Source organism: Metapseudomonas boanensis (genome assembly GCF_042232855.1).
In the GTDB taxonomy this organism is placed as follows: Bacteria; Pseudomonadota; Gammaproteobacteria; order Pseudomonadales; family Pseudomonadaceae; genus Metapseudomonas; species Metapseudomonas boanensis.
The window spans coordinates 3,674,873-3,695,551 of the sequence record NZ_CP113889.1; the positions used below are offsets into that span (position 1 = coordinate 3,674,873).

Below are 20,679 nucleotides of genomic sequence, written 5' to 3' on the forward strand. Positions count from 1 at the left end.
CACTTAACACAAAAGTGTGCAGCTGTTCACTATTTGCGTTGCTCTCGATTTTAAGAAAAAGCAGAGCTGAGCAAGCCGCCTACAATTCATGCCATGACAACTAATAGAGGGGTTAATAGCCAATGGCTATATGTGTAGAAAAGTAGGTGTCCAATTAGTTGGAGGAGAAAAGGATGAGGCTTTCTAAGGATTTTTACTGGGTTGGAGAAGGTGGGAAGAGTGGGCCTACGTTTTTCGGGACTACCAAGAAGACGTTAGAACAGAAAATGATGGCGAACGGAAGGGTGAAGATTCACTCAGATCAGCCGTATTTTAGATGTATATATTGTGATCTGGATAATTCTCTTTCTGGGCTGGGTGAAAGTCGCCGATTTCACCCGGCTCATCTTGTTCAGTTTGATCATATAACTCCGTGGGCGAGTATTGTTAGTAATTTTGGTGCGTACTATGGAAGTGAGGATAAGGAATATTTGATTCAGCTTGGGCATATTGCAAATCCTGCGTTTGGGAGTCCGGATGCCTGGAGTTTGAGTAATTTAAAGGTTAGGGATTTGTTGTATAACGATCTGGATAATTTGCATATTGTTTGTACTGGGCATAATCAGAATAAGGCGAATCAGGAAGTCTATCTGGGCAAGTCGGCTTCAGATATCAAGAAGATTTATTCAGAAAGCTATTAATCTCTGTCGCAGAGAGAAGGAGTTTGAAATGGGCTCTATCACGAAAATGCTAAAGGATATTTCGGGTGCGACAGAGGATGAAAAGGAGCAGAAAGAGCGGCTGGAACTAATATTGATGCTCGCGAAGTCAAAGATTCAGAGCTACAAAGATGAACTTAATATGATGTTCATGAATCCTGCGGAGGTTAACAAGATTCAAGTTCCGGGGAATCGAGCAATCCGCTATATAGAGCAGTATCATGTGGCGGTTTCTCAGAGCTTCAGTCAGACATGTGGCGACCATATGAGCGCTGCAATTGATGCATTTTTTTCGTTGGGCGAGAAGGGCGGAAACGACAAGCAAAGTATCAAGAATGGTGTCCAGGCACTGATTTCAACTGCACTAGATGGGTTCATTGGGAGTACAGAGGTTGGTGAGTCTGAGGAGCGGGTATACGTTGTCATACCCGAGAATAATGCCTTTGTCAGAGTGGATATTGCATGCTGGAAATATCACTTTGAGCAGCACAAAATTATAGATCAGTCAGACACGGCTGTTGCGTATGTGCTTTGTAAATCAGTCGTCAATCATGATGATCTAAGTATTGATGAGTTAATTTACCTTGCCTCCGATGCACTGTCGTCTCGGTATGAGATGGAGCATCCCACTTTTGATAAAAACAAGATTGAGGAGGAGATTAAGAAGGTATGTGATGTTGATCAACCAACGCCAGCATTTACGGCGGCATTGGCCAATGCTGCCAAGAAGCCTGTTCTGCTGCAGAACTATGGTGCAGATGCTACTGCTAAATCGGCTGAGCAAAAAAGGATAAACAAACTAATTTACGGTGCCGAGGTGGAGGATAGCCAGCTGACTGACACTCAGAAGTCTGTTGTTGTTAAGCGCTATGAAGTTGGCGCAAGTGGGGGTGGTGTTAATTATGATAATTTCAAAGACTTTTACGCGGCCGGTGGAATGGTCGACTACAGGTGGGTGGAAAAGGACGCTGAAAATAAAGATGTTAAGAAATGGTTGCCTTATGCAATTCTTGGGCGTGCCATAGATGTTAACTCCGCAACAAAATCGAGCCCTCCGGGTATTGCAGTTGTAGAGGGTTACATTGAAGAGCTGATCAGGGTTTGGAATAAATTGAGTAACGAACGAAAAACCATGAGCCATTGATCCATTCTTGATTGATAAGGCGGAGTTGCAATTTACCGATCAGAGGAGGTGGACGGCCAGTAGTTGGAGTCGTTGAAGATGTCGAACTGGGCTATGCCGCGCTTCTTGCAGGATGGGCGGCATAGGGCCTCCATCCGACCTTCTGGGCGCCTGTCTTCTTGTTGATGAGTGGATTTCCTAACGCATCGGTGAGTGGCACGCGGCACTTGATGTGCATGTCTCTGCATTTCAAGGTGCGCCGTGCAATGGATATGAAATCCTCTGCGTACTGAGGTGCGTCGAAGAGCGGGCTGAGCTGCTTGGTCTTTGCTCCCGCCATTGTCTCGTCGGCCCGCTTCTCGCAAAGCTGGAGCCACTCACTCATTGGAATGGCGACTTCACCCTGGGGAGTCTTGCGGGTGATCTTCACTTTCTTGCGGGCATCAGCGAGGGCTACGTCTCGCGTCATGCCAAACACGGCGAAGGTGCTCATGGCTTTCTCCAGGTCAAGCGATGCCGTGCCGCTGGTGCGGCTGGCGGGTGGGGTGGGGTTTCATTCAGATGAATGAGGGCGGCGATATCAGGGAGCCATTACAATTCGCGCAACGTGATCTACGGGGGATCAATTCGCATGAATCGTTTACGGATGGCCCTGATGGGCATTGGCCTTGGACTGGCCGGGGCGGTTGCGCAAGCGGAGCCGATGTGCGACTGCAGCAAGGTCGTTGGGCAATGCGCGGCCTCGATCAAGATGAAGTCGCTGACGGGGTCGAAGCCGTCATTCACAGCCAACTACACAATCACCTCGACGACAGCGACCTGCTCCAAGGTTTCCTACTACATCGATGGCACGCCGTACTTCAATGTGCTGGCGAACACCAATACGGTGGAAGACAGCACGTTTGGCACCTCACCGATTTCCATGAAGAGCTTCTCCGGCCTGAAGTGCGAGGTTTGTGCATCGAATACCGCTCAACTACCGCAGCAGGGAGGCGTAGGGGCACAGCCCGTCGGAAGTTCTGGCGCTAGCACCGCCTCAGCTCGCGAACAATTCAATGGGGCCTGGCGTACTGATCTCTACGTTCTTCGCATTAGCAATGCATCGGCTCAGCCGCAGATTGGATACCACTTCGATAGGACGGAATCTGGTGAGCAGGGGAGTGCCGATGGCGGCAAGTTCGAAGGCGACGTCTTGGTGTACTCATGGTCCATGGGACTTTTCGGACGGAACAGCTGCCGTTTTCGGGTGACAGGCTCGGATACTGCCGTTGCGAGTTGCAGCAATTTCACGGGCAGTCACGTCAAGAACTTCACACGCATGTAGCGTCTATCCTCGCCGAGCCCATTGCTCGCCGGTCAGCGCTCTGCCGTGTCTAGGTGTCGCGCTAGGCGGGCTCCTTCGTTGTAGAGTTCGTGCGCCACGTTTTCCGATAGCGTGATTTCGTGGCGCGGAACTGAAAGCGCTGGCGCTGATCTTTCCGGGCCTAGGGCGTGGGTATTCATGATCAGCAGTTGGATGGCTTCTGCCTGCTCATCTATGCCATGCCAGGCCATCAGGTCGGCCAGCTGCTGCTTGGTCCCCGGCCTGACCCGGTGGCGGAGTTCCTCTTCGCCAAGGCGCTTGCGCTTCTCAGCTGCTGCCTGGTCGCGTTGCTGCTGGTCCTTGGCCATGATCAGGCCTCCATCGCCATGCGTGCGCCGCGCTCGATGTTGAACTCATCGAGAACCCGCAGGACGGTGGGCTTGCTGCATTCGGCTGCGGCAGCCATCTCGGCGATGGTCAGGCCGCGAGCGGCGAGTGCGCCGATCTTGATTGCCAGTTTCTCGCGTCGGCGGCGGCCGGCATCGGATACGGCCTGGCGGGCTTTCTCACCGAGATGGCGAGGCTGGTTGCTGTAGACCTTGCCGATGGTGATGCCGTACTGCTCAGCAATGCGCTGGATCCGGCGGTTGTCGATGCGGAGGTGCATTCTGATGGCGGTGATGCCGGCGCCACGGTCGGCCAGTTCGCGGATCTGCTGGGCCAGGGCAGCTTCGCGGTTTTCGGCTTGGGTGTTCTGGCTGCTGCCGGGCAGAACCAGATCGTCACGGTTCCAGGCGTGCTTGCCCACCGGATGAAACTCCACGATCGGCATGACCTGAATCTTGCCGCCGGCAGCGGTGAAGGCTTCTACGGCCGCCGCGATCTTGGCTCGTTCGGCTGCCTTGGACTGGATGATGGAGAGTTCGTTGCTAACCATGGCGGTGTCCTTATTACCTGGCTGCCGTGTACGGCGTGGTGGATGGCTGTTCGGCGGTGATCTTCCCAGCCCAGGCGTTGGCACCGATCCAGGCGGTAAAGGTGACCAGTGCCAGCGTGTAGCCGATCCAGAAGTTCTTGCGCTTGGCGCGCTGGTAGCGGCTAGCCATGCTTCACCTCACGCAACCGCTTACCGGCTGCCACCAGGTCGCCCTGGGTGTGGATGCCTTTCTTGGCCAGCGCCTCGATTGCAGCGCGCAGGGAGAGGAAACGGACGTTGCTCATGGGAGCCTCCAGCGGTATGGGTAAGAGGTAATCCGGCTCTGTCGCCACTGGCGCCGGTACCAGCTACACGGGAACTCCGCCATTCAGCGGCCACCTGGCTTACGGTTTATGCGGACAGGAGCGCGCTTTGGTCCGGCCGGGCCTAGGAGTCGGCTGACCTGCGTCCGATAGCGGGACGCGCTAACGCTGCTGCATGCCGAACCGTCACGGCGGGAGGGATTGATTGTTGCCCCTGATCGCCATGGCGGGGCGTTCCATTCGTTGCCGCGCTCGGCGTCATGCGTTGCGCGGTGGCGCCCCGTGTCGTTACTGCGGGGGTTACTGTGCGCGCTCGATTTTGCTCAGCGCGTCATGCCGCTCTTTCATCACGGCCATCAACTCAAGGCGCTCCTGTTCATTGCCGGAAAGCAGGAACAGTTCAAGCGCAACGGCCGCCATAGAGCCGGCCATCTCGATCGTGGAGTTCTCCCTCCACGCCTTCAGTTTCGCTGTGCCTACTGGCCGCTTTGCCATTCCGCAATCCTTGGTTGGTGTGCATCCCAATGCGCCCTGTCGCCAAGGCGCATCAGTGATGCTTTCCGTGTTGCTCCGCGGTCGCCTAACTGGGCTTCTACAACCCGCGGGTGGTGCTTCTGGATTCCTGTTCAACCGCGTCGTCGGCATGCCGGGCGCTGCAGTCGTGTTGCTCTGGCACTGTTATCCGCCACCTGTGCCTGGGCGATGACTTTTCTCCTCAACGCAAGCGCTTTCGGCGCCTGTCCGCTGTGCCGGTGGTGAGGCCCGTTCTGAGGGCGCCCGGCAGGGAGCGTTAGCGAAGCAACCCTCGGCGCGTCACCTCCAGATGCGGTGTCGCTTCTTCGAGCAGGCCGGTAACCAGAGCCGGCATGGTGGTTTCAGTTGTTAAAGAGCGTTTAGGTCGAGGCCAGGGCATCGCTGCCGTCTTGTTGCCGGTGTTGGCTGGCGTTGATGCAAAAGTAAGCCAATGCCTAATGAGTGTAAATAGGTAATGACTAATTTTTAAGTTTGCGCGCAAAGCAACTCAAAGGGGTGGCGGCCAGGAGATAGAGGGACTTGCTTCTATTAGGCGTCTGCTAATACTGTATATGCATACAGCAAAAGGAGAGGCGCTCATGGCCAAGCAGAAAACCCCGAAGCAACCCGAACGCCGCGAGCTCACCAGCTTGGAAAAGCTCGGGTTACGGGTCTCGACGATGATCAATTCGCCCAAGGCGCAGCTGGACCGTTGCGTGACGATTCACCGTCTGGACACGGACGACGACGAGGCCTGGGAGGGGGTGATGGAATTGCTGGCCGAGACGGACGGCCTGGAGATGACCTTCAACGACGACGGCACGGTGACGCTACGCTGGCACCTGCAGGGCGATGGCGACCATCAGACAGGCGACGGGGATCTGGCGCCTCTGGAAGAGCCAGAAGAGGAAGCGGCACCGTTCTGATCGGTACCGCCTTGGGTATGGGGGAGTAATGCGGTTTCAGGTAACGCGAATGCGGGAGAGGGGGAGGGCGTTGGATCAGGGACGACTGCATCGGGTTCAACCCGTTGTTGGTGATGTCCTGATCGCCCACCGTCACTGCCAGGAGATGGGGCGCTCCGCCAACGTGGCTAGGCTGTCAGTCGGACTTCCGCAGGATCAAGACCCTATCCCGCCGCTGATCGATGCCCAGCTGCTGTGGATGGCGCCAGGTGGCTTCGTGATCTCTGGCGTCGAGCTGGTCGATGGCGTGGCTTATGCCCAGTCCTGGTGGTGTCGGTCGGAGTGAGGCGCGAGCTGGGGCCGGGTCGCGTTAGACTGCGGCTTCACTTATCAGCCAGAGGCTCTCATGTCCTACAACCTCGCCAGCAAGCCGCAAGACGAACGCCAAGCGCAAGAAGACGATAAGGCACGACTGTTCGAGTTCTGGCAGCAGCACCTGGAGAAGGCGAAGGTCGACGCCGGCCGCATCTGGGCCGAGAAGGACAAGCGCAAAGCCAAATGGAAGGACTGGGCGCACGAGCAGATCGATGGGTTGAATCCGCCGGAGTATCAGAGCCTGGTGAAGCGCGAGCTGGAGCGGATGGGCTGAGCTTCTGTGTAATTTCACCAACACAACCACCCGCTTCCTTGCGGGGTGATCAGTACATGCCGTAGTAACAACTGGCAGCAGGCCGACCCACAGCCGCCGGTCGCAACAGACAGCAACCGGCCAGAAGTGGACATCTACGCCGTCATTGGTCTCGCCTCGAATACACTCATGCGTCGCCCAATAAATTACCGATAATTTTGTAGCGGCCACGCCCAAGCAATGGGCGATTCATGAGTACGATTAGCCAGAATAACCAAAGGAAGAAGGATATGGGGCTCAAAGAGGATCAAGAATTTGCGCTTGCTGCCTGTAAGCGTCTAGTAGATGAGTTTCCAGCGAAGCTCATAAAGAAAGAGTCTTCAATCGCAGACCGCCTTGTAAAGGCAAAATTATCGCCCTTGAAGAAGCTAGAAGCCATCTACGAGCTTCTTGGTGAGGTAAATGCATACTTCGCTCCTTCCACTCCCTGTAGAAAAGGATGCTCATCCTGTTGCCACTTCGCGGTCTCCGTATCAGAGGTTGAGGTGCAGTACATTGAGGCACGCACCAAGTACAAGCGGCTGAATCGGTTGCTACCCACGGAGGACTACCACGGCAAGGCCTGCCCTTTCCTCAAAAACAACTCCTGCGGCATCTACTCGGCACGGCCATTCGTTTGCCGCCGGCACCATTCGCTGGCGCCGACCGCTGAATGGTGCGCTCCCGAAAGATCCTTCGCCGGTGAGTTTCCTCAGATCAAATCCAGTGAGCTAGAAAAAGCTTTCGACGCCCTTCGGGTGAGTAGCCCGGTTTGGGATATCCGCCAAGTTTTCGGAGCGTAGTAACCTAGCTTGAGTAAATACCCATCCAGCGTGCTTAGGTTACAAATAAGCTGAGCTGACAGCCAATCCCTAGCTGGGCATTATTCCTGTTATGACCTCACTTCAAAATATTAAGATCGGCGGTAGAGAAGCACAGCCTCACAAATCCGTGAGAAGCCCTAACTTTCAATCTCGCACCGTATTAACCAGAAACCCTTGGCAATTCGTCGAGCTATGGCTGAAAAGGGAGGGTAAGAAGGAGGCTCTTTTCTACTGGAGCCAAGCGAGCGAGTTTGGGAAGGCATCCATTGGGCTTCCAACCCAGTCCGCGCCACTGCTGCACTACTACTCCTTTATGAATGCGACAAAGGCTCTGCTGTCAGCAAAGGGGTTAACGTTTAGCCCTATGCACGGCGTCAGAGCGCACAATATGAATGGCGCGAGCTCAAAAATCAGTATAGTTAACGAAGGTGTGCGTATTCTAAACAATGGAATTGTGCCCGCGCTCTCTAACTATTATGGAGAGCAGGAAGTCGATACGACCCACAGCCTACAGGATCTTCTTTTTAATCTACCTCATGTCCACCGAACTTTCTGCCTAACATACCCAAACCAGACGGAGATGTTTATACCAATTAAAGAGCCAAAATTTCTTTTCGATGCAACGAATAGGGTTGTCAGGTTACATGCGCGCATATCAAAAAACTTTCAGTCAAGTCACGTACTAAGGAGAATGGCGCCGACTTTCATATCGGACCCTACAGCCCCGGCAAACTCCTATGAGATAGTGTCTTCAGCAAGCAGGCCGTTTACTCGCCCTCTTAAGCCGACGCTTGCTGACTTGGCCTCTCTCCAGTCACTTCAAGAAGAGCTTAGAAAGAGTGTTTTTTACATAAATGGCAGCGAAACGCTCTGGTACGTACGATCCAACGTCGCCGGTGGTAAAACTCTATCGAGAATGCCTGCAACAATGACCCTTGCTGCCATGCATAGACTAAGTGAGCTTTGCCGATACAAACCTGTTGAGCTGGCTTCATTCTTAGGCGGCCAAAAAAACTGGTTAATATCTGAGTTCATACAGCAATCTCCAGAGCAGTTCATTGATGAAATTGCTTCGGAGATGACAGGTCATCAGATTATGGCTCCAAACGTTCGAGCGGCGAATTAATTTGAAAATCTACCTTGCCAGTGCGTTAACCCACGTCCCGGAGCAGGAGTTCTCTAACTACACATCAATGCTCCATAGGCTTGCCAGTGCCTTAGATGATCAAGGTCAAAATCAAGTTAGATACGCATTGATGAATAGCGATCCACAGCTTGCCAAAAAACCGCCGCGAGATAAGCCAACGCTCTGTTATCTCTGGGATAGAGCTATGGTTGAAGAGGCAGATTTAGTGGTTGCGGAAGCCTCCTATCCTTCCATTGGATTAGGCATAGAGCTTCAGATAGCGGAAGCAAAGGGTATTCCTCTAATCATATGCTATGAAAGAACTGAGGCAAAAAGAAGCCAAATCAAGTTCTATGAAAATCCCGATCACAAACGGCATGAGCTCCAGATTGGAGATGGATTCGTCTCCTTGATGGCATTGGGCCTACCTAATTTGCTATCAGTGTTGCCGTACTCTGAAGAGAAGGAGTTCATGGCTGAGATACTGCGTCTTGTAAAGACGCTGCATGAAGTAGAGGCGTAGTTGGTCGCTCAATAGAATCGTTCCATTTGTTTAGACGATCAGTGGTAGCTTCTGGCCGGTCTCTGCCGGTCGTGAGGGGCAGAAATCGGCCAAAAGCTGCCGGAAAAGACTCATTCGTCAGCTGCTTTATTATTCACCCACAGCAGTCAATCACTAGCGGCCAAGTACATCAAAATTCATGGAGAGTCTTTCAATCATGTACGAGAAGTTTATAACCAGACTGGGGGGCTTTGCCGTTTCCGCGCTGTTCCTCGGTGCAGGTAACTGCGTCGCCGGGGATGATGCAGAAAACGGGGTCAGGGCTGTCGTGGACGCGGCTATCCGGCCGGTTATGCAGGAACATGCCATTCCTGGCATGGCGGTGGCGGTAACACTCAATGGGGAGCCGTATTACTTTAACTACGGCGTCGCCTCCAAGGAGAGTGGGCAGATGGTCACCGAGGACACGATTTTCGAGATCGGCTCGGTCAGTAAAACCTTCACGGCGACCCTCGCATCCTACGCGCAGGAAAGCGGAACGCTCTCCCTGTCTGACCACGCAAGCCAATATCTGCCTTCGCTACGTGGCAGCAGTTTCGACAGCATCAGCCTGCTCGATCTTGGAACCTACACGCCCGGCGGCCTGCCGCTGCAGTTTCCGGACGATGTGGATAGTCACGAAAAGATGATCGGTTATTACAACAACTGGAAACCGACCTATGCCGCCGGAACACACAGGCTCTACTCGAACCCGAGCATCGGCCTGTTCGGCTTTCTAACCGCCGAAAGCATGGGTGAGCCTTTCGAAGATCTACTGGAAAAGAAGCTGTTCCCGAAGCTCGGCCTGAAGCAGAGCTACATCAGGGTTCCACAAGAGCAGATGAGCCATTACGCGTATGGCTATAGCAGAGAGGACAAACCGATCAGGGTGGGCCCGGGCGTTCTGGATGCCGAGGCTTATGGCGTGAAATCCAGCTCGGCCGACATGATTCATTTCGTCGAGGCAAACATGCAGGCGGCGGATTTGGATGAGCCGCTGCGACGTGCGATCGCCGCAACGCATAGGGGCTACTACAAGGTCGGCGACATGACGCAGGGGCTGGGATGGGAGTTTTACCCCTACCCGATAGAACTCGACCGCTTGCTTGCGGGCAACTCGTCCAAAATTATCCTTGAAGCGAATGAAATTACTCGACTCAACCCTCCGCTGCCACCGCAGGACAACGTGCTCATTAACAAGACAGGCTCGACGAGCGGTTTTGGTGCTTACGTGGCCTTTGTTCCAACCAAGGGTATCGGCATCGTGATGCTGGCGAACAAGAACTACCCCATCCCTGCGAGGGTGAAAGCCGCCCACGAAGTATTGACGGCCCTGGATGCTCGGATTGGATCGAGTGCACGTCATTGAGCGCTTGAAACTCTACGCACGTTAACGAAGTAATCTGGACGAGCATTGGTGGACAATGCTTTTTCGTTCACCCACTTCAGCGACTGACCGGAATGGGTCGACTTCTGCCGGTCGCGACAGGCCGGAGTCGGCCAAAAGCGGCCAATGCATCCGGCCACTTTCGATCCACAACGGACTCTAATGGGGCAGCTGCCAGTGCAGCTGACTCGCGCGGCCTGGAAGTCAGAGGTAGTGTAATAGGCCCGCGTGATGATCTCTGACGGGTAAGTCCGCACCATAGGGTTGTTTTCGGCCAGGGGCTAACCTCAAGGCTTCTAACCTAAAGCTCGTCGGAGCCCTAACCAAATCAATAGAGCCATATAACTATTGGCGGCAAAAGAAATGAGCAAGACTAGGGATAATCATTTTGTAGCTCAGTGGTATCAGAAAGGCTTCATGCATGAGCGGGACAGCCAACTCTGCTATCTAACACGCCGAGATATAGACCTAAAGAACGGTGAAATCAAGACTATTTACTCCAAGAGATGGCATACGCCGGCTCAACAGTTCTATAAGATAGATCTATATTCGACATTCTTAGGTGAGGAACTTAATGATGATATTGAGCAAAAACTTTTTGGGCCGATTGACGATAACGGCTCAAGAGCCGTGCGAGCATTTATAACCGATGACCAATCTCAATGGCACCAAAACTTTCACGACTTATTTATATATATTGACGCCCAAAAATTAAGAACGCCCAAAGGCTTAGCTTGGATTGAAAGCAAGTACCCAAAACTAAGCCAGCCGCAATTGATGGTGGAAATGCAATCACTGCGTACAATGCATTGCGTTTTGTGGGCTGAAGGCGTACGAGAATTAGTCTCCGCTGAAGACTCAGAAGTAAAATTTATAATTTCCGACCACCCTGTCACGATTTACAATTACGCATGCCCTCCTGGAACAGAGCTATGCGAGTTCCCTAATGACCCTGATATTTCACTAAAGGGTTCGCAGACAATATTCCCCCTAAACAAAGATCGTTGTTTGATTCTAACCAATCTTGAATATGCTCAAGACCCTGACAATGTAAATCCACTTGAGCAAAGAACCAATGCCGTCCGAATTCGTAATAGCATGGTTAATACCATTGAGTTTATTAACTCACGCAAGCTTACAGCAGGAGACATTGCCAAAATCAACCATGTCATAAAAAGCAGATCCCAATCATCAGTAGCTGCTGGTAAAGAGGAATGGCTTTGCCCTGAGATTGATTTAAACTGTAGCTGGGCCGATATACGAAAAGTTCTCCTTCCACCAATCGATGGGCTTTATAGGTTTGGAGGGGAAATGTTTGCAAAGTTCGATGACGGCTCTGTTCACTATCAAGATGCATTTGGTCGAACAACGCCTCAGAGCGAATACCTAAAAAAGCACATAGATGAAACCAAAATTGGTCGCAACGATTTTTGCGGTTGTGGCAGTGGCAAAAAGTATAAAAATTGCTGCCGAGACATTCCCAGTGGCCTTAGAACCACATGGAAGGTGGCAAGTATACGAGAGCGAAATCTAGCGTTCTGCAAATGCATTCGCGATGTTCTTGGTCTCGATAGTGGTAAAACTTGGGTAGATGTTAGGCGCGAACTATCAGAAGATCAGATATCAAGGATTTATGGTTTTTATTCTGTTTTATGGCCTCGTGATACCGATATTTATTCATTGCTGCCTAAGCCTGATGGACGGTTTCGAGGGCTTTACACAGGAATATTAGATGTTCGGACTATTAGTGAGAACGCCTTGATCGTGGCATCTATTTTTGACGACTTTCTAATAGAGACGCCAATAGTCAATCCAAATAATGTTAAGCCTGAATTTAGCCCGGTTAAATCGCCAGAAAAGTACAAATATCAGGCATTAAAAGATTTTCTCTTTATGCTTGAGATGGAACCATTCATTGGGCGCGGCCTAGTAAACCTTATCCCAGATCCAACTGAATTCGATCTCGCTCTAATGAAGGGCATGATGGAAATGGCTACAGATCGATCCCAGTATCGCACTAAAGAAATGTTCTGCGAGGAAGACCTAGAATTGCACTACAGGTTGGCCACTGAGGACTTGCTGAACGCTATGGCAATGATGCCTAGTATCGCAAAAAGGCAAGCATTAATACATCAGTTTGGGTTGACTGAGGAAAAGGCCGCGGAAGCAGTCTCCGAATTAGAACGTCATGTCGAGGCATCTCCACTAACTATGCTGCAAAACATGTCCATTGGTGAGGGAGGTCAGTTTTTTCAATTCAGAATGGGGCCAAATTATGAGATGTCACTTTTCTTGGCTCAAGTCACAGGTTCGGTACTGGTTACCGATAGCGGTTGTAGATGGCGAGAATTGATTCCATCACAGCACCGAACTCAAGGGATTGTCAATTATCCATGGGCTTATGCTTTGGAGAAAATAACATCCATCCCTATGGATTATAAATTTATGGAAACACTCCAGAGATCTCAGGGTCAATTTGCTGCGCTCAGAGAGATCTTGAAATCGGTAGATAACATGGTTTTGGGTAATGACCGAGATACTGATAAATTAAATCGCCTAACTGATCAGGTAATGCGCTTTATTAGTCAAGTTTGGTCAACTATAGATCCAAAGTCGACCAAAGCATTAACAATACTAAGCCCTGATGGCGGGCTCTATGACCCTCACGTCCAAAGATTATTAGCACTATCCGGCTGTCAACAATATGACAACAAAGTTAGGTCGATTTATGGGGTTTCGCTTGAAAATTAAAATCGCAACAACCAGCATGCCCCAACAGCCAGAGAGGCAGGTTTCTGTGTGAATTTTGCCGGAGCAGCTGCCCTGTTCCTGCTTGAGGAGTTTAAGTCTAGTCAAGACTAAGTGCTCCAGGTTTTGTAAGTGCTCAATGGCTGCTTTTGGCCGCTTTCGGCCCGTCGCTTCTCCGGCGGGTATTGGCCTTGGAACGGTGGTCAGTGTGAATGAATACGGGTGGCCACGTGGGACGCAAATTCGCAACCTATTCCCAGTCGTTCGGTCGCTTGTCTTTGCTGGGCGCGTTGTTGCTCATGCGCTTTACGTCCGGAGCTGGAACCGTTTCCGGCGGTTTGCTGGGGCGTTGGGGCTTCGGATCGGGAGTGCGGACATTGGGGTCTGTGCTCATGGCGTGAACCTCCACCTGATCGGCTCTCAATTTAAGCGCAGCACATGGCGCGGGATGGCGTTGTTCACCTAGACGAGAGGATGGCCGATCGGCTCGATCAAGTCGGGCCGGTCATTGCGTACGTTCCCTACATCCTTGCTGACCGGGAACCACTCGAAGATTTCGGACCGCTCACCCTGATGCAGGATCATCGCCTCGGCGCGCTCCTTGGGCGTGGCAGGGTCCAGCCATTCCTGGGCGAGATCCGGAGCGAACACCACCGGCCGGCGGTCGTGGATGTCCACCATGCCGCCCTGGCTGTCGGCGGTGATGATCACGAAGCCGTCGTGCTCGCTGGGCTCATGGCCGCCACCCGGGTACTGGCCGATGCTCGCGCAGAAGCTCGGCGCGCCATCCCGCCTGCGGATGAAGTAGGGTTGCTTCTTCGGCCCGTCCTCATTCACCCATTCGAACCACCCATCAATAGGGCAGAGCGCTCGGTGCGGCCAGATCGCGCGAAAGAACGGGCCATGCGCGACCTTCTCGGCCCGGGCATTGATTGGTGCTGGCTTGTCGGTGGCCCAATGAGGCCGCCAACCCCACCGCACTCGCTGGGCTACCAGGTCATGACCCTCGACATTCAGCAGCCGCGCTTGCGCTGTCGGTGGCAGGTTGTAGCGAGGCGGGGCTTCCTCGGGCTCCGGATACGGACTCGGCCAGCCGGTCAGCAGATCGACGATCTCGCGGAAGGGACCGAATTGGGCAATGCGGCCGCACATGACCATGTCCTCTCCAAGGTGGAGGGGAAAGGGTAGCCCAGAAACGACGAAGCCCGCACAGGGCAGGCTTTGTCGATGGGGCTGATCCTTCAGCTGGCGGTCATTCTATATTCGGCTGATGACGGTTTTGTGATGATGACACACTAGCCCTTGGCCTGATCGAATTCGCCTGCGGTCCACTTCTGCTCGAACTCTCTTTTGGCGCGTAGTTTGTGGTTCTGGCATTCGACCATGTGTTCGATCGCTGCTACCCGCACGTAGTACAGGATGAGAGCAGTGATGATGGTGCCGATCAGGCCAAGGGCCCACGCTTGGAAGGATTGGGGCGGCGTCGTGCCATGAAAGCGTTCCGTTCGGTGGCGGCGCAATGCTATCTAGTGGGGCGGCAGAAGGGAAGGGCAAACCCAGAAACGAAAAGCCCCACGTTATGCGGGGCTTGCCTCTACTTGGCAGGTTGGGTTCGGGCTAGGTCTTAGGTCCGATGTATCCCAGTTGATCCAATGTGCGGTGGCGCGCATGTGCCCAGGAATCGGGATAAAGTGCTCGGATCTTTCATCGCCGTCAAACATGGCGCAGATAACGTCGTTTCGAGCCATTAGCTCTAGAACTGGCAAGGCCGGAGGTTCGTCACCTTCGATCCGCCTGATCTTAGCCCACAGCTTCCGCCGCGGCTCTGCATCAAGCCACCCCGCAGTATCTAGCTCCTCTTCAATCTCCAGGTAGCAACGGCGGAGATCATTGTGAAGTGCTGCGCGCTGGCTGGTGCCGACGATCAAGTCTATCGCCGAGGCAATAGTCACTAGGACTGCAAAAACTGCAGTTACTTCCGCCGGTGCCTTGGCCATTAGAGTGGCCGCCGCGGCAGAGCCGAACAGGACCCCTAGGAATGCAGTCAACCTGCTCCACTTGGTGAAGAAGGCAAAGCGGCGTAGGTGATAGCGGATGTTCCGCCTCACGTAGAAGCGCAGCTCGTGCAGTTCGTCTTGGTCCTGTTCGCTCTCGCTCATCTCTTTGGTCTCGGGGGAACTGGCCTGCTCTCGGAGATTGTATTCGGCCCCCCACCACTGTCTCGATGAATAATCTTTCCGCCATCTTGCGGTCGCGGAGCAGGACGCGGCGGTAGAGGTGGTGGCTGTCGGGTCTTGTCGTTCATCCTAGCATTCTCCTTCCAGGCAGGCGTTTTGGTTCTTCCTACACCTTCTTAGCATTCCAGACCAAAAGCACCTTGGCATGGATGGTCACCTCTTCCATCGGCACCACGCGGTCCTTGTGCTTGGGGTTATCAGAGATCAGGTCGAAGTGATCGGCGTCCGCTTTCTGCAGGCGCTTGATATAGAGGTGGTCGTCCCAGGTCAGGACGTAGACCCCGTCGCCGGCGAACTCAGTGACGCCGCGGTCGACGATCACTGGATCCTTGTCGTTGATCGTCCCCTCCATCGACTGGCCCCAGCCGGTGATGATCGAGAGGTGCGCGGGGGAGGTGTACTCCAGCCCCAGCTTTTCCAGCTGCGGGCCGCTGACCACCACGTTGCGGACGAACTCGGCATAGTCAGCCGGCACCTGGCCGTGTCCCATGCTAGCGCGCACGTCGTATTGGGGAATCAGGATGTCGCCGTCTGTAAGGCGGGCAGGTCGGGAGAAGTCGCCGGGTATGACGTTGCCGACGCGCTTGGCGGGAGCCTGGTCGGCTTCTTCCTCTGCTGCCAGCATGAGGCGGTCGCGGGCAGCCTCAGAGAGCGCCTTTCCGGCTTTCGTAGCAAGCATCGCGCGGAGCAGGGCCACGGTACTCAAAGTCTTACCGGAACCCGTGGACATCACGATTGGCGTCCTATCGGTCTTTTCGCTACTCGCCTGAGAAACTTCCACTTCCGTCTTCGCGTCTTGGTTTCCCAAGGCTGCGTTGTATCCCTCGGGAAGACCCCAGTGGCTGGCATCCACAACATCGCTGAAATAGGCGAGAAGTTCGAACAGCCTCGACTTGTCAATGCGGCCATTCTTAACCCAGCCCTGAACAGAAGGCGGCTTTACGCCGAAGTCTTCTGCGAGCTTCTTCTTGGTGATGCCTTTTTTGGCCACAGCGGCTTCAATCGCTGCGCCGAGTTCCGGTCCTGTAAGCATTGCCTAATTTACGCTGATGCCTCGTTGATTAGGCAATAGCTTGTCAAGAATTAGCTAATGCCTTACCTTTGCTCCGTAACTCTACGGAGACGCCCCATGAAACCAGCAGAAGCAGTGCGTGAAGCAGCCACGATCCTGGGTAGTCAGGCGGAGCTAGCTCGGCAGCTGCACATCACCACCCCGACAGTCAGCCAGTGGTGCTCAGGCGCACGCCCAATTCCCGCAGTTAGAGCGCTCCAGATTGAGGCGCTCACAGGCGGGAAGGTGAGGCGTGATGAGCTGTGTCCTTCATTTCCATGGAAGAACTTGGCCGCCTAACCGCCAGCGAAATCGCTGCGCGTTCGAACCCGGCCGCGCCAGCTTCACCGAGTTGATCGCGGACCAGGTCCGCACGGTTTTCGAAGGCTGCCGGTAAGCGTAGCCGGGCACCAGAGGGCAGTACCTGGATCAGGGCGGCCACGTAGCAACGAAGGGCGAGTAGCTCGCCGCGTAATTCAGGAAGGTCGGTCGGCATCGGTGTGACTCCCTGCCGGTTGATCGAGTGATGACAGGTTGCCCGTCACAGGACCAGGGCGCCACGGAAATAGACCGGGAGGTTTTCCAATGGAAGCGTTTCTCAGGATGATCCACGAAGCCGTCAAGGAGGAGGGCGCCAAGACCTTCTATGCCAAGGCCGGCTTCAAGACCCAGATCGGGCTTCTGCAACACACCAATCCTGACGACGAGTCGCACAACCTCAAGCTCACCAACTTCCTGCTGATCCTGGAGAACCTGCCCGAGCAGAGCCGCTACCGCGTGCTGCGCGAGCTGGTGGCGTCGTTTGGCTACGAGCTGGATGGCAAGGACAAGGTTGAAGCCCAGAGCCTGACCAGCGCACTGCTGCACATGTCGGCCGAGGTGGCGGACGTCACCCGCGCCTGCGCGGACGCCTTGGAGGACAAGCGCATCAGCCAGACCGAGAAGGCATTGATCCGCCGTGAGATCGGACACGCTCGCGCCAGCCTGGATGTGCTGGAAGCGTCCGTGAAAGTGGCCTGAGCCAGAAAAGAAGAACCCCGGCGGAGTGGGGACTCGAGACCGGGGTTGACAACAGGAGGAAGTATGCACATGCAGAGCACGGCCATCAATCCCGCGCCACGTTTTCCAGCTTCGCAAAACGTGGCGCAGCAATCCAGCGCTGAACAGGCTGCCAGCCACAACGGGGGCGACCTGTGAGCACCGTGATCATGTCGGCCTGCTGGCCGCTCCAGGGCATGACCTCCACCCAGAAAGCGGTGCTGATCTCCCTGGCTGACAATGCCAATGACGACGGGGTCTGCTGGCCCTCGGTTTCCAATATCGCGCTCCGCACCTGCCTATCTGAGCGGGCGGTGCAGGGGGCCATCAAATCGCTGTGCTCGACCGGCGCGTTGCAGACTTCGGACCGCACTGGTCGGTCCACGATCTACAAGGTGACCCCCGAAGCATATTCACCCCCGCAGCAGCTGCACCCCCGCACGACGTGCACCCCCGAAGCAGATGCGGGGTCACCCCCGCAGATGGTGCGGGAGGCCCCCGCAGCTGGTGCACCCCACCCCCGCAGCAGCTGCACCCAGAACCGTAATAGAACCATCAGTGAACCGTCAGAAGAACCGCAATCTTCTTTGCCGGCCGTCCCGGCCGCCCAGCCGAAGAAGCGGTCTGCCAAGTCGAGGAGGGTCGATGTCCAGGGGGAGGAGCAACGCCAGGAGGCCTGCCGTGCAATCTGGAATGCCTACTCGGCGGCCTACGAGCAGCGGTACAGGACGAAGCCGATCCGCAACGCCAAGGTGAACACCCAGGTCAACGACCTGCTCAAGCGTCTGGGTGCCGAGGCGCCACAGGTGGCCGAGTACTTCCTGAGCATCGAGGACGCCTACCTGATCCGGGTGTACCACGAGTTCGGCCAACTGCTGGCGAAGGCGGAGGCGTACCGCACTGCTTGGGCAACAGCGGGGCGAGCCACATCGGACTGGACTGATCAGGAGGTCGTGCTGTGAACGCACCCATTCACGCTGGCGACATCGCTCGGAATCTGGGGCACGCTCCCGCCGTGCACCACATGCCGGCCAAGGTCGTGAAGGTTGACCCGCAGACCAAGGCCGTGGTTGACGACCTGTTCGAACGCCTCAAAGGCATCTTCCCCGCCTGGCGCCAGGCGTGGCCGACCGAGGCCGAGTTCAATCAGGGCAAGCGCGAATGGATCGCCGAGTTCATGCGGGCCGGAATCTGCTCCATGGGCCAGATCCAGATGGGTGTGCGCATGGCCTCCCAGCTGCGCGAGAAGTTCGTGCCCTCGGCCGGCATGTTCGTCGGCTGGTGCTGCTCGCCTGAGGCCTTCGGTTTGCCTCCGCTCGATCGAGCGTATGCCCAGGCTATGCGTAACACGCATCCCGCTCAGGCTGGCCATGCGCGCTGGTCGCATCCGGCGATTTACCACGCTGCCGTAGCGGCTGGGTACTACACGCTGCAGCGCCTGGAGCGCTCGCTGGGTATGAAGCGCTTCGAGGAGAAGTACCTGGAGCAGTGCCGGAAGCTGGGCCGTGGGGAGGCGCTGGCACCGGCGCCGGTGGCGGCTCTGCCTGAGCACGCCGGCCCGCGCACGCCCGAGGTGGGCAAGGCAGCGCTGGAGAACATTCGCAATCGACTGGGAGGTCGCCGTGGCTGATCAACCGAAGTGGAGAGAGAAACGCGATCGCGACGGTAAGGTCATTCCGGGCTGCTGGGTTACCGATGGCGGGTACACCGTCGCTCTGTGCCGCCTGCCCGATCACCGCTACACCATCACCCGTCCGGGCGGCTCCGCGCCGTTCGCCTACACCGGCAAGCGCGAGGACATCGTGCCGCTGATTCAGGCGGACATGAGCGCCAGTGAGGTGCCGGCATGATGCAGGGGAGGGCAGTAACCAAGGAGCAGCAGCGCTGGCACGATCTGCTGTGCAGCGTGGTGGGCTGCATTGCATGCCGGGTTGGCCGGGGCCAGTTCAACGACTATTGCAGCATCCACCACGTCGACGGGCGCTCCAAGCCACATGCCCACTGGTACGTGCTGCCGCTCTGCGGTCCGCACCACCAGACCGGTGGGGAAGGGGTGGCCCTGCACCACAACAAGGCTCGCTTCGAGGACAAATTCGGTACCCAGGACGATCTGCTGGCGAGGTGCGCCAAGGTCATCGCCGAGGCTGGCCATGACATCCCGGCAGGCTTCCTGGCCTGGCTGGACGGATCGGGAGTCGAAGCATGACGCGCCGTTGGCAAAACCTTGCAGCCAGGCACCGGAGCCATCCGGACGGCTGGAGCATGAACCTGAGATTCGGTACCGAAGTCGAAGTGCTGGGCTTCCAGCGGAACGGCGAGCACCAGGTGCGTAACGCGGAGGGCTACACGATCACTGCAACCTTCGGCCGCCAGGATGGCTTTGCGTGCTGGAAGTACCGCACGGGCACGCCGGCCGGCAAGACGCTGGGGGACTTTCCGAGTGCTCTCGGCGCAGCACGCTGGATCGAGAGGGAGCTGGCCAAGGCGGAGGTGTCCCATGGTTGAAACCGTCGCCTACCAGCGCACCGGCCCGCGTCGAACTGCCCGCCGTCCTGCCATGGACTATGAAGGCACCGAGCAAGCCATGTTGTTCAAGTGGCTGCAGCTCAAGCATCCCAAAGCCGCACGTCTGGCTTACCACGTCCCGAACGGTGGTCATCGGGTGAAGGCGGTGGCCAGCAAGCTCAAGGCCCAGGGCGTGAAGGCCGGCGTCAGCGACATCGTCCTGCCCATGGCGCGCGGCGGGTACTTCGGCCTGTACATCGAGTTCAAGGCCACGCCTCCTCACGATTCGACGGTGAGCGACAGCCAGACGGCTTTCCTGATGGCGGTTGAGCTTGAGGGGTACATGGCCATCGTTTGCCGGGGTGTGAACGAAGCCATGCAGGTCATCGAGGGTTATCTGGCGCTGGCGCCGACTCAGGTGGTGCGCGCGTGATCCCAAAGCGTCACGGCCCATCCCGGCGCATTGCGGTGCGCGCCTTGGGCACCTGCGAGCACTGCAAGGGGGAGGGCATCACCAAGGGCATTTTCCACGAGATGGCCTGCTATGCGTGCCACGGCTCGGGGATCGTGGATCGAGAGACGGGCGCAGCGATTGAGCTAGGGGAACTGGTGCTGCAACTGCGGATGCGGTTGACCCGGGTGAATACCGAGAACAAGGCGCTGCGGGAGCAACTGGAGAGGGCCGGCATCGTGCCCGGGCCGGCTCAGGACTATGCGGGAAAGAAGAACCGTCGCGGCATTGGCGGCGGACATTGGACTGGGGATTGAGGGGGC

Annotated in this window: 30 protein-coding genes; 20 read left to right on the top strand and 10 right to left on the bottom strand. The window is 55.7% G+C overall.

Annotation, left to right across the window (positions count from 1 at the left end):
• The first annotated feature begins 173 nt into the window (after positions 1-173).
• The gene (locus tag OXH74_RS17065) at positions 174-680 is read left to right on the top strand and encodes a hypothetical protein (RefSeq protein ID WP_375738029.1); all 507 of its coding nucleotides are present in this window, start codon (positions 174-176) and stop codon (positions 678-680) included.
• 28 nt (positions 681-708) lie between these two features.
• Entirely contained in the window at positions 709-1,842 is a 1,134-nt protein-coding gene (locus tag OXH74_RS17070) for a hypothetical protein (protein WP_375738030.1), read from the top strand.
• 91 nt (positions 1,843-1,933) lie between these two features.
• Here OXH74_RS17070 and OXH74_RS17075 read toward each other — a convergent pair whose 3' ends face one another.
• Positions 1,934-2,314 (bottom strand): hypothetical protein, encoded by a 381-nt coding sequence (locus OXH74_RS17075; protein WP_375738031.1) that lies wholly within the window; start codon positions 2,312-2,314, stop codon positions 1,934-1,936.
• A gap of 138 nt (positions 2,315-2,452) precedes the next feature.
• On the opposite strand from OXH74_RS17075, the gene OXH74_RS17080 reads away from it, so the two are divergent.
• Positions 2,453-3,145: a hypothetical protein gene (locus tag OXH74_RS17080; RefSeq protein ID WP_375738032.1), complete on the top strand. Its 693-nt coding sequence runs from the start codon at positions 2,453-2,455 to the stop codon at positions 3,143-3,145.
• 32 nt (positions 3,146-3,177) lie between these two features.
• Here OXH74_RS17080 and OXH74_RS17085 read toward each other — a convergent pair whose 3' ends face one another.
• From OXH74_RS17085 to OXH74_RS17105, 5 genes are all read right to left on the bottom strand, one after another.
• Positions 3,178-3,492 carry a hypothetical protein gene (locus tag OXH74_RS17085; RefSeq protein ID WP_375738033.1) on the bottom strand — a complete coding sequence of 105 codons (315 nt, stop codon included), beginning with the start codon at positions 3,490-3,492 and terminating at the stop codon, positions 3,178-3,180.
• Positions 3,493-3,494: 2 nt separating this feature from the next.
• Positions 3,495-4,061, bottom strand: a complete 567-nt coding sequence (locus OXH74_RS17090; RefSeq protein ID WP_375738034.1) for a hypothetical protein — start codon at positions 4,059-4,061, stop codon at positions 3,495-3,497.
• Positions 4,062-4,074: 13 nt separating this feature from the next.
• The gene (locus OXH74_RS17095) at positions 4,075-4,230 is read right to left on the bottom strand and encodes a hypothetical protein (protein ID WP_375738035.1); all 156 of its coding nucleotides are present in this window, start codon (positions 4,228-4,230) and stop codon (positions 4,075-4,077) included.
• Positions 4,223-4,345 (bottom strand): hypothetical protein, encoded by a 123-nt coding sequence (locus OXH74_RS17100; protein ID WP_375738036.1) that lies wholly within the window; start codon positions 4,343-4,345, stop codon positions 4,223-4,225. Before OXH74_RS17100 ends, OXH74_RS17095 begins: the two co-directional genes overlap by 8 nt.
• A 318-nt stretch (positions 4,346-4,663) precedes the next feature.
• Entirely contained in the window at positions 4,664-4,858 is a 195-nt protein-coding gene (locus OXH74_RS17105; protein ID WP_375738037.1) for a hypothetical protein, read from the bottom strand.
• A 617-nt stretch (positions 4,859-5,475) separates the two neighbouring features.
• On the opposite strand from OXH74_RS17105, the gene OXH74_RS17110 reads away from it, so the two are divergent.
• The 8 genes from OXH74_RS17110 (at position 5,476) to OXH74_RS17145 (ending at position 13,077) form a co-directional block, all read left to right on the top strand.
• A complete protein-coding gene (locus OXH74_RS17110) occupies positions 5,476-5,802 on the top strand; it encodes a DUF1654 domain-containing protein (RefSeq protein WP_375738038.1) in 327 nt (108 codons plus the stop codon).
• 70 nt (positions 5,803-5,872) lie between these two features.
• On the top strand, positions 5,873-6,127 hold the full coding sequence (locus OXH74_RS17115) for a hypothetical protein (RefSeq protein ID WP_375738039.1): 255 nt from the start codon (positions 5,873-5,875) through the stop codon (positions 6,125-6,127).
• 60 nt (positions 6,128-6,187) lie between these two features.
• Positions 6,188-6,430: a hypothetical protein gene (locus OXH74_RS17120; protein WP_375738040.1), complete on the top strand. Its 243-nt coding sequence runs from the start codon at positions 6,188-6,190 to the stop codon at positions 6,428-6,430.
• Positions 6,431-6,660: 230 nt separating this feature from the next.
• Positions 6,661-7,251 carry a YkgJ family cysteine cluster protein gene (locus OXH74_RS17125; protein ID WP_375738041.1) on the top strand — a complete coding sequence of 197 codons (591 nt, stop codon included), beginning with the start codon at positions 6,661-6,663 and terminating at the stop codon, positions 7,249-7,251.
• 91 nt (positions 7,252-7,342) lie between these two features.
• Positions 7,343-8,398: a YaaC family protein gene (locus OXH74_RS17130; RefSeq protein WP_375738042.1), complete on the top strand. Its 1,056-nt coding sequence runs from the start codon at positions 7,343-7,345 to the stop codon at positions 8,396-8,398.
• Position 8,399: 1 nt separating this feature from the next.
• Positions 8,400-8,921: a hypothetical protein gene (locus tag OXH74_RS17135; protein ID WP_375738043.1), complete on the top strand. Its 522-nt coding sequence runs from the start codon at positions 8,400-8,402 to the stop codon at positions 8,919-8,921.
• A gap of 196 nt (positions 8,922-9,117) precedes the next feature.
• Positions 9,118-10,308: a class C beta-lactamase gene (ampC, locus tag OXH74_RS17140; RefSeq protein WP_375738044.1), complete on the top strand. Its 1,191-nt coding sequence runs from the start codon at positions 9,118-9,120 to the stop codon at positions 10,306-10,308.
• A 381-nt stretch (positions 10,309-10,689) separates the two neighbouring features.
• Complete coding sequence (locus OXH74_RS17145; protein WP_375738045.1) at positions 10,690-13,077, top strand: hypothetical protein; 2,388 nt, start codon at positions 10,690-10,692, stop codon at positions 13,075-13,077.
• A 459-nt stretch (positions 13,078-13,536) separates the two neighbouring features.
• Here OXH74_RS17145 and OXH74_RS17150 read toward each other — a convergent pair whose 3' ends face one another.
• The 4 genes from OXH74_RS17150 to OXH74_RS17165 form a co-directional block, all read right to left on the bottom strand.
• On the bottom strand, positions 13,537-14,226 hold the full coding sequence (locus tag OXH74_RS17150) for an SOS response-associated peptidase (protein WP_375738046.1): 690 nt from the start codon (positions 14,224-14,226) through the stop codon (positions 13,537-13,539).
• A 143-nt stretch (positions 14,227-14,369) separates the two neighbouring features.
• Positions 14,370-14,594, bottom strand: coding sequence for a hypothetical protein (locus OXH74_RS17155; protein WP_375738047.1), 225 nt, complete (start codon positions 14,592-14,594; stop codon positions 14,370-14,372).
• Between the two features lie 57 nt (positions 14,595-14,651).
• On the bottom strand, positions 14,652-15,233 hold the full coding sequence (locus OXH74_RS17160; RefSeq protein WP_375738048.1) for a hypothetical protein: 582 nt from the start codon (positions 15,231-15,233) through the stop codon (positions 14,652-14,654).
• 184 nt (positions 15,234-15,417) lie between these two features.
• Complete coding sequence (locus tag OXH74_RS17165; RefSeq protein WP_375738049.1) at positions 15,418-16,344, bottom strand: helix-turn-helix transcriptional regulator; 927 nt, start codon at positions 16,342-16,344, stop codon at positions 15,418-15,420.
• A gap of 96 nt (positions 16,345-16,440) precedes the next feature.
• Here OXH74_RS17165 and OXH74_RS17170 point away from each other — a divergent pair, with 96 nt between their 5' ends.
• From OXH74_RS17170 to OXH74_RS17210, 9 genes are all read left to right on the top strand, one after another.
• Positions 16,441-16,662, top strand: coding sequence for a transcriptional regulator (locus tag OXH74_RS17170; protein ID WP_375738050.1), 222 nt, complete (start codon positions 16,441-16,443; stop codon positions 16,660-16,662).
• A 285-nt stretch (positions 16,663-16,947) separates the two neighbouring features.
• A complete protein-coding gene (locus OXH74_RS17175) occupies positions 16,948-17,382 on the top strand; it encodes a phage regulatory CII family protein (protein ID WP_375738051.1) in 435 nt (144 codons plus the stop codon).
• Between the two features lie 173 nt (positions 17,383-17,555).
• Positions 17,556-18,362, top strand: a complete 807-nt coding sequence (locus OXH74_RS17180) for a helix-turn-helix domain-containing protein (RefSeq protein WP_375738052.1) — start codon at positions 17,556-17,558, stop codon at positions 18,360-18,362.
• Complete coding sequence (locus tag OXH74_RS17185) at positions 18,359-19,030, top strand: replication protein P (RefSeq protein WP_375738053.1); 672 nt, start codon at positions 18,359-18,361, stop codon at positions 19,028-19,030. Before OXH74_RS17180 ends, OXH74_RS17185 begins: the two co-directional genes overlap by 4 nt.
• Positions 19,023-19,250 (top strand): hypothetical protein, encoded by a 228-nt coding sequence (locus OXH74_RS17190; protein ID WP_375738054.1) that lies wholly within the window; start codon positions 19,023-19,025, stop codon positions 19,248-19,250. Before OXH74_RS17185 ends, OXH74_RS17190 begins: the two co-directional genes overlap by 8 nt.
• Positions 19,247-19,606, top strand: a complete 360-nt coding sequence (locus tag OXH74_RS17195) for a Ref family recombination enhancement nuclease (protein WP_375738055.1) — start codon at positions 19,247-19,249, stop codon at positions 19,604-19,606. The genes OXH74_RS17190 and OXH74_RS17195 overlap by 4 nt, the downstream gene beginning before the upstream one ends.
• A 56-nt stretch (positions 19,607-19,662) precedes the next feature.
• Positions 19,663-19,905 (top strand): hypothetical protein, encoded by a 243-nt coding sequence (locus OXH74_RS17200; RefSeq protein WP_375738056.1) that lies wholly within the window; start codon positions 19,663-19,665, stop codon positions 19,903-19,905.
• Positions 19,898-20,338: a VRR-NUC domain-containing protein gene (locus tag OXH74_RS17205; protein WP_375738057.1), complete on the top strand. Its 441-nt coding sequence runs from the start codon at positions 19,898-19,900 to the stop codon at positions 20,336-20,338. The genes OXH74_RS17200 and OXH74_RS17205 overlap by 8 nt, the downstream gene beginning before the upstream one ends.
• Positions 20,335-20,673: a hypothetical protein gene (locus tag OXH74_RS17210; RefSeq protein ID WP_375738058.1), complete on the top strand. Its 339-nt coding sequence runs from the start codon at positions 20,335-20,337 to the stop codon at positions 20,671-20,673. The genes OXH74_RS17205 and OXH74_RS17210 overlap by 4 nt, the downstream gene beginning before the upstream one ends.
• Positions 20,674-20,679 lie beyond the last annotated feature (6 nt).

What these genes read in the sequence shown, in the direction of transcription:
- OXH74_RS17065 (WP_375738029.1), top strand. Translation starts at nt 174, where the DNA reads ATGAGGCTTTCTAAGGATTTTTACTGGGTTGGAGAAGGTGGGAAGAGT.
- OXH74_RS17070 (WP_375738030.1), top strand. Translation starts at nt 709, where the DNA reads ATGGGCTCTATCACGAAAATGCTAAAGGATATTTCGGGTGCGACAGAG.
- OXH74_RS17075 (WP_375738031.1), bottom strand. Translation starts at nt 2,314, where the DNA reads ATGAGCACCTTCGCCGTGTTTGGCATGACGCGAGACGTAGCCCTCGCT.
- OXH74_RS17080 (WP_375738032.1), top strand. Translation starts at nt 2,453, where the DNA reads ATGAATCGTTTACGGATGGCCCTGATGGGCATTGGCCTTGGACTGGCC.
- OXH74_RS17085 (WP_375738033.1), bottom strand. Translation starts at nt 3,492, where the DNA reads ATGGCCAAGGACCAGCAGCAACGCGACCAGGCAGCAGCTGAGAAGCGC.
- OXH74_RS17090 (WP_375738034.1), bottom strand. Translation starts at nt 4,061, where the DNA reads ATGGTTAGCAACGAACTCTCCATCATCCAGTCCAAGGCAGCCGAACGA.
- OXH74_RS17095 (WP_375738035.1), bottom strand. Translation starts at nt 4,230, where the DNA reads ATGGCTAGCCGCTACCAGCGCGCCAAGCGCAAGAACTTCTGGATCGGC.
- OXH74_RS17100 (WP_375738036.1), bottom strand. Translation starts at nt 4,345, where the DNA reads ATGAGCAACGTCCGTTTCCTCTCCCTGCGCGCTGCAATCGAGGCGCTG.
- OXH74_RS17105 (WP_375738037.1), bottom strand. Translation starts at nt 4,858, where the DNA reads ATGGCAAAGCGGCCAGTAGGCACAGCGAAACTGAAGGCGTGGAGGGAG.
- OXH74_RS17110 (WP_375738038.1), top strand. Translation starts at nt 5,476, where the DNA reads ATGGCCAAGCAGAAAACCCCGAAGCAACCCGAACGCCGCGAGCTCACC.
- OXH74_RS17120 (WP_375738040.1), top strand. Translation starts at nt 6,188, where the DNA reads ATGTCCTACAACCTCGCCAGCAAGCCGCAAGACGAACGCCAAGCGCAA.
- OXH74_RS17125 (WP_375738041.1), top strand. Translation starts at nt 6,661, where the DNA reads ATGAGTACGATTAGCCAGAATAACCAAAGGAAGAAGGATATGGGGCTC.
- OXH74_RS17130 (WP_375738042.1), top strand. Translation starts at nt 7,343, where the DNA reads ATGACCTCACTTCAAAATATTAAGATCGGCGGTAGAGAAGCACAGCCT.
- ampC (WP_375738044.1), top strand. Translation starts at nt 9,118, where the DNA reads ATGTACGAGAAGTTTATAACCAGACTGGGGGGCTTTGCCGTTTCCGCG.
- OXH74_RS17145 (WP_375738045.1), top strand. Translation starts at nt 10,690, where the DNA reads ATGAGCAAGACTAGGGATAATCATTTTGTAGCTCAGTGGTATCAGAAA.
- OXH74_RS17150 (WP_375738046.1), bottom strand. Translation starts at nt 14,226, where the DNA reads ATGTGCGGCCGCATTGCCCAATTCGGTCCCTTCCGCGAGATCGTCGAT.
- OXH74_RS17160 (WP_375738048.1), bottom strand. Translation starts at nt 15,233, where the DNA reads ATGAGCGAGAGCGAACAGGACCAAGACGAACTGCACGAGCTGCGCTTC.
- OXH74_RS17165 (WP_375738049.1), bottom strand. Translation starts at nt 16,344, where the DNA reads ATGCTTACAGGACCGGAACTCGGCGCAGCGATTGAAGCCGCTGTGGCC.
- OXH74_RS17170 (WP_375738050.1), top strand. Translation starts at nt 16,441, where the DNA reads ATGAAACCAGCAGAAGCAGTGCGTGAAGCAGCCACGATCCTGGGTAGT.
- OXH74_RS17175 (WP_375738051.1), top strand. Translation starts at nt 16,948, where the DNA reads ATGGAAGCGTTTCTCAGGATGATCCACGAAGCCGTCAAGGAGGAGGGC.
- OXH74_RS17195 (WP_375738055.1), top strand. Translation starts at nt 19,247, where the DNA reads ATGATGCAGGGGAGGGCAGTAACCAAGGAGCAGCAGCGCTGGCACGAT.
- OXH74_RS17200 (WP_375738056.1), top strand. Translation starts at nt 19,663, where the DNA reads ATGAACCTGAGATTCGGTACCGAAGTCGAAGTGCTGGGCTTCCAGCGG.
- OXH74_RS17205 (WP_375738057.1), top strand. Translation starts at nt 19,898, where the DNA reads ATGGTTGAAACCGTCGCCTACCAGCGCACCGGCCCGCGTCGAACTGCC.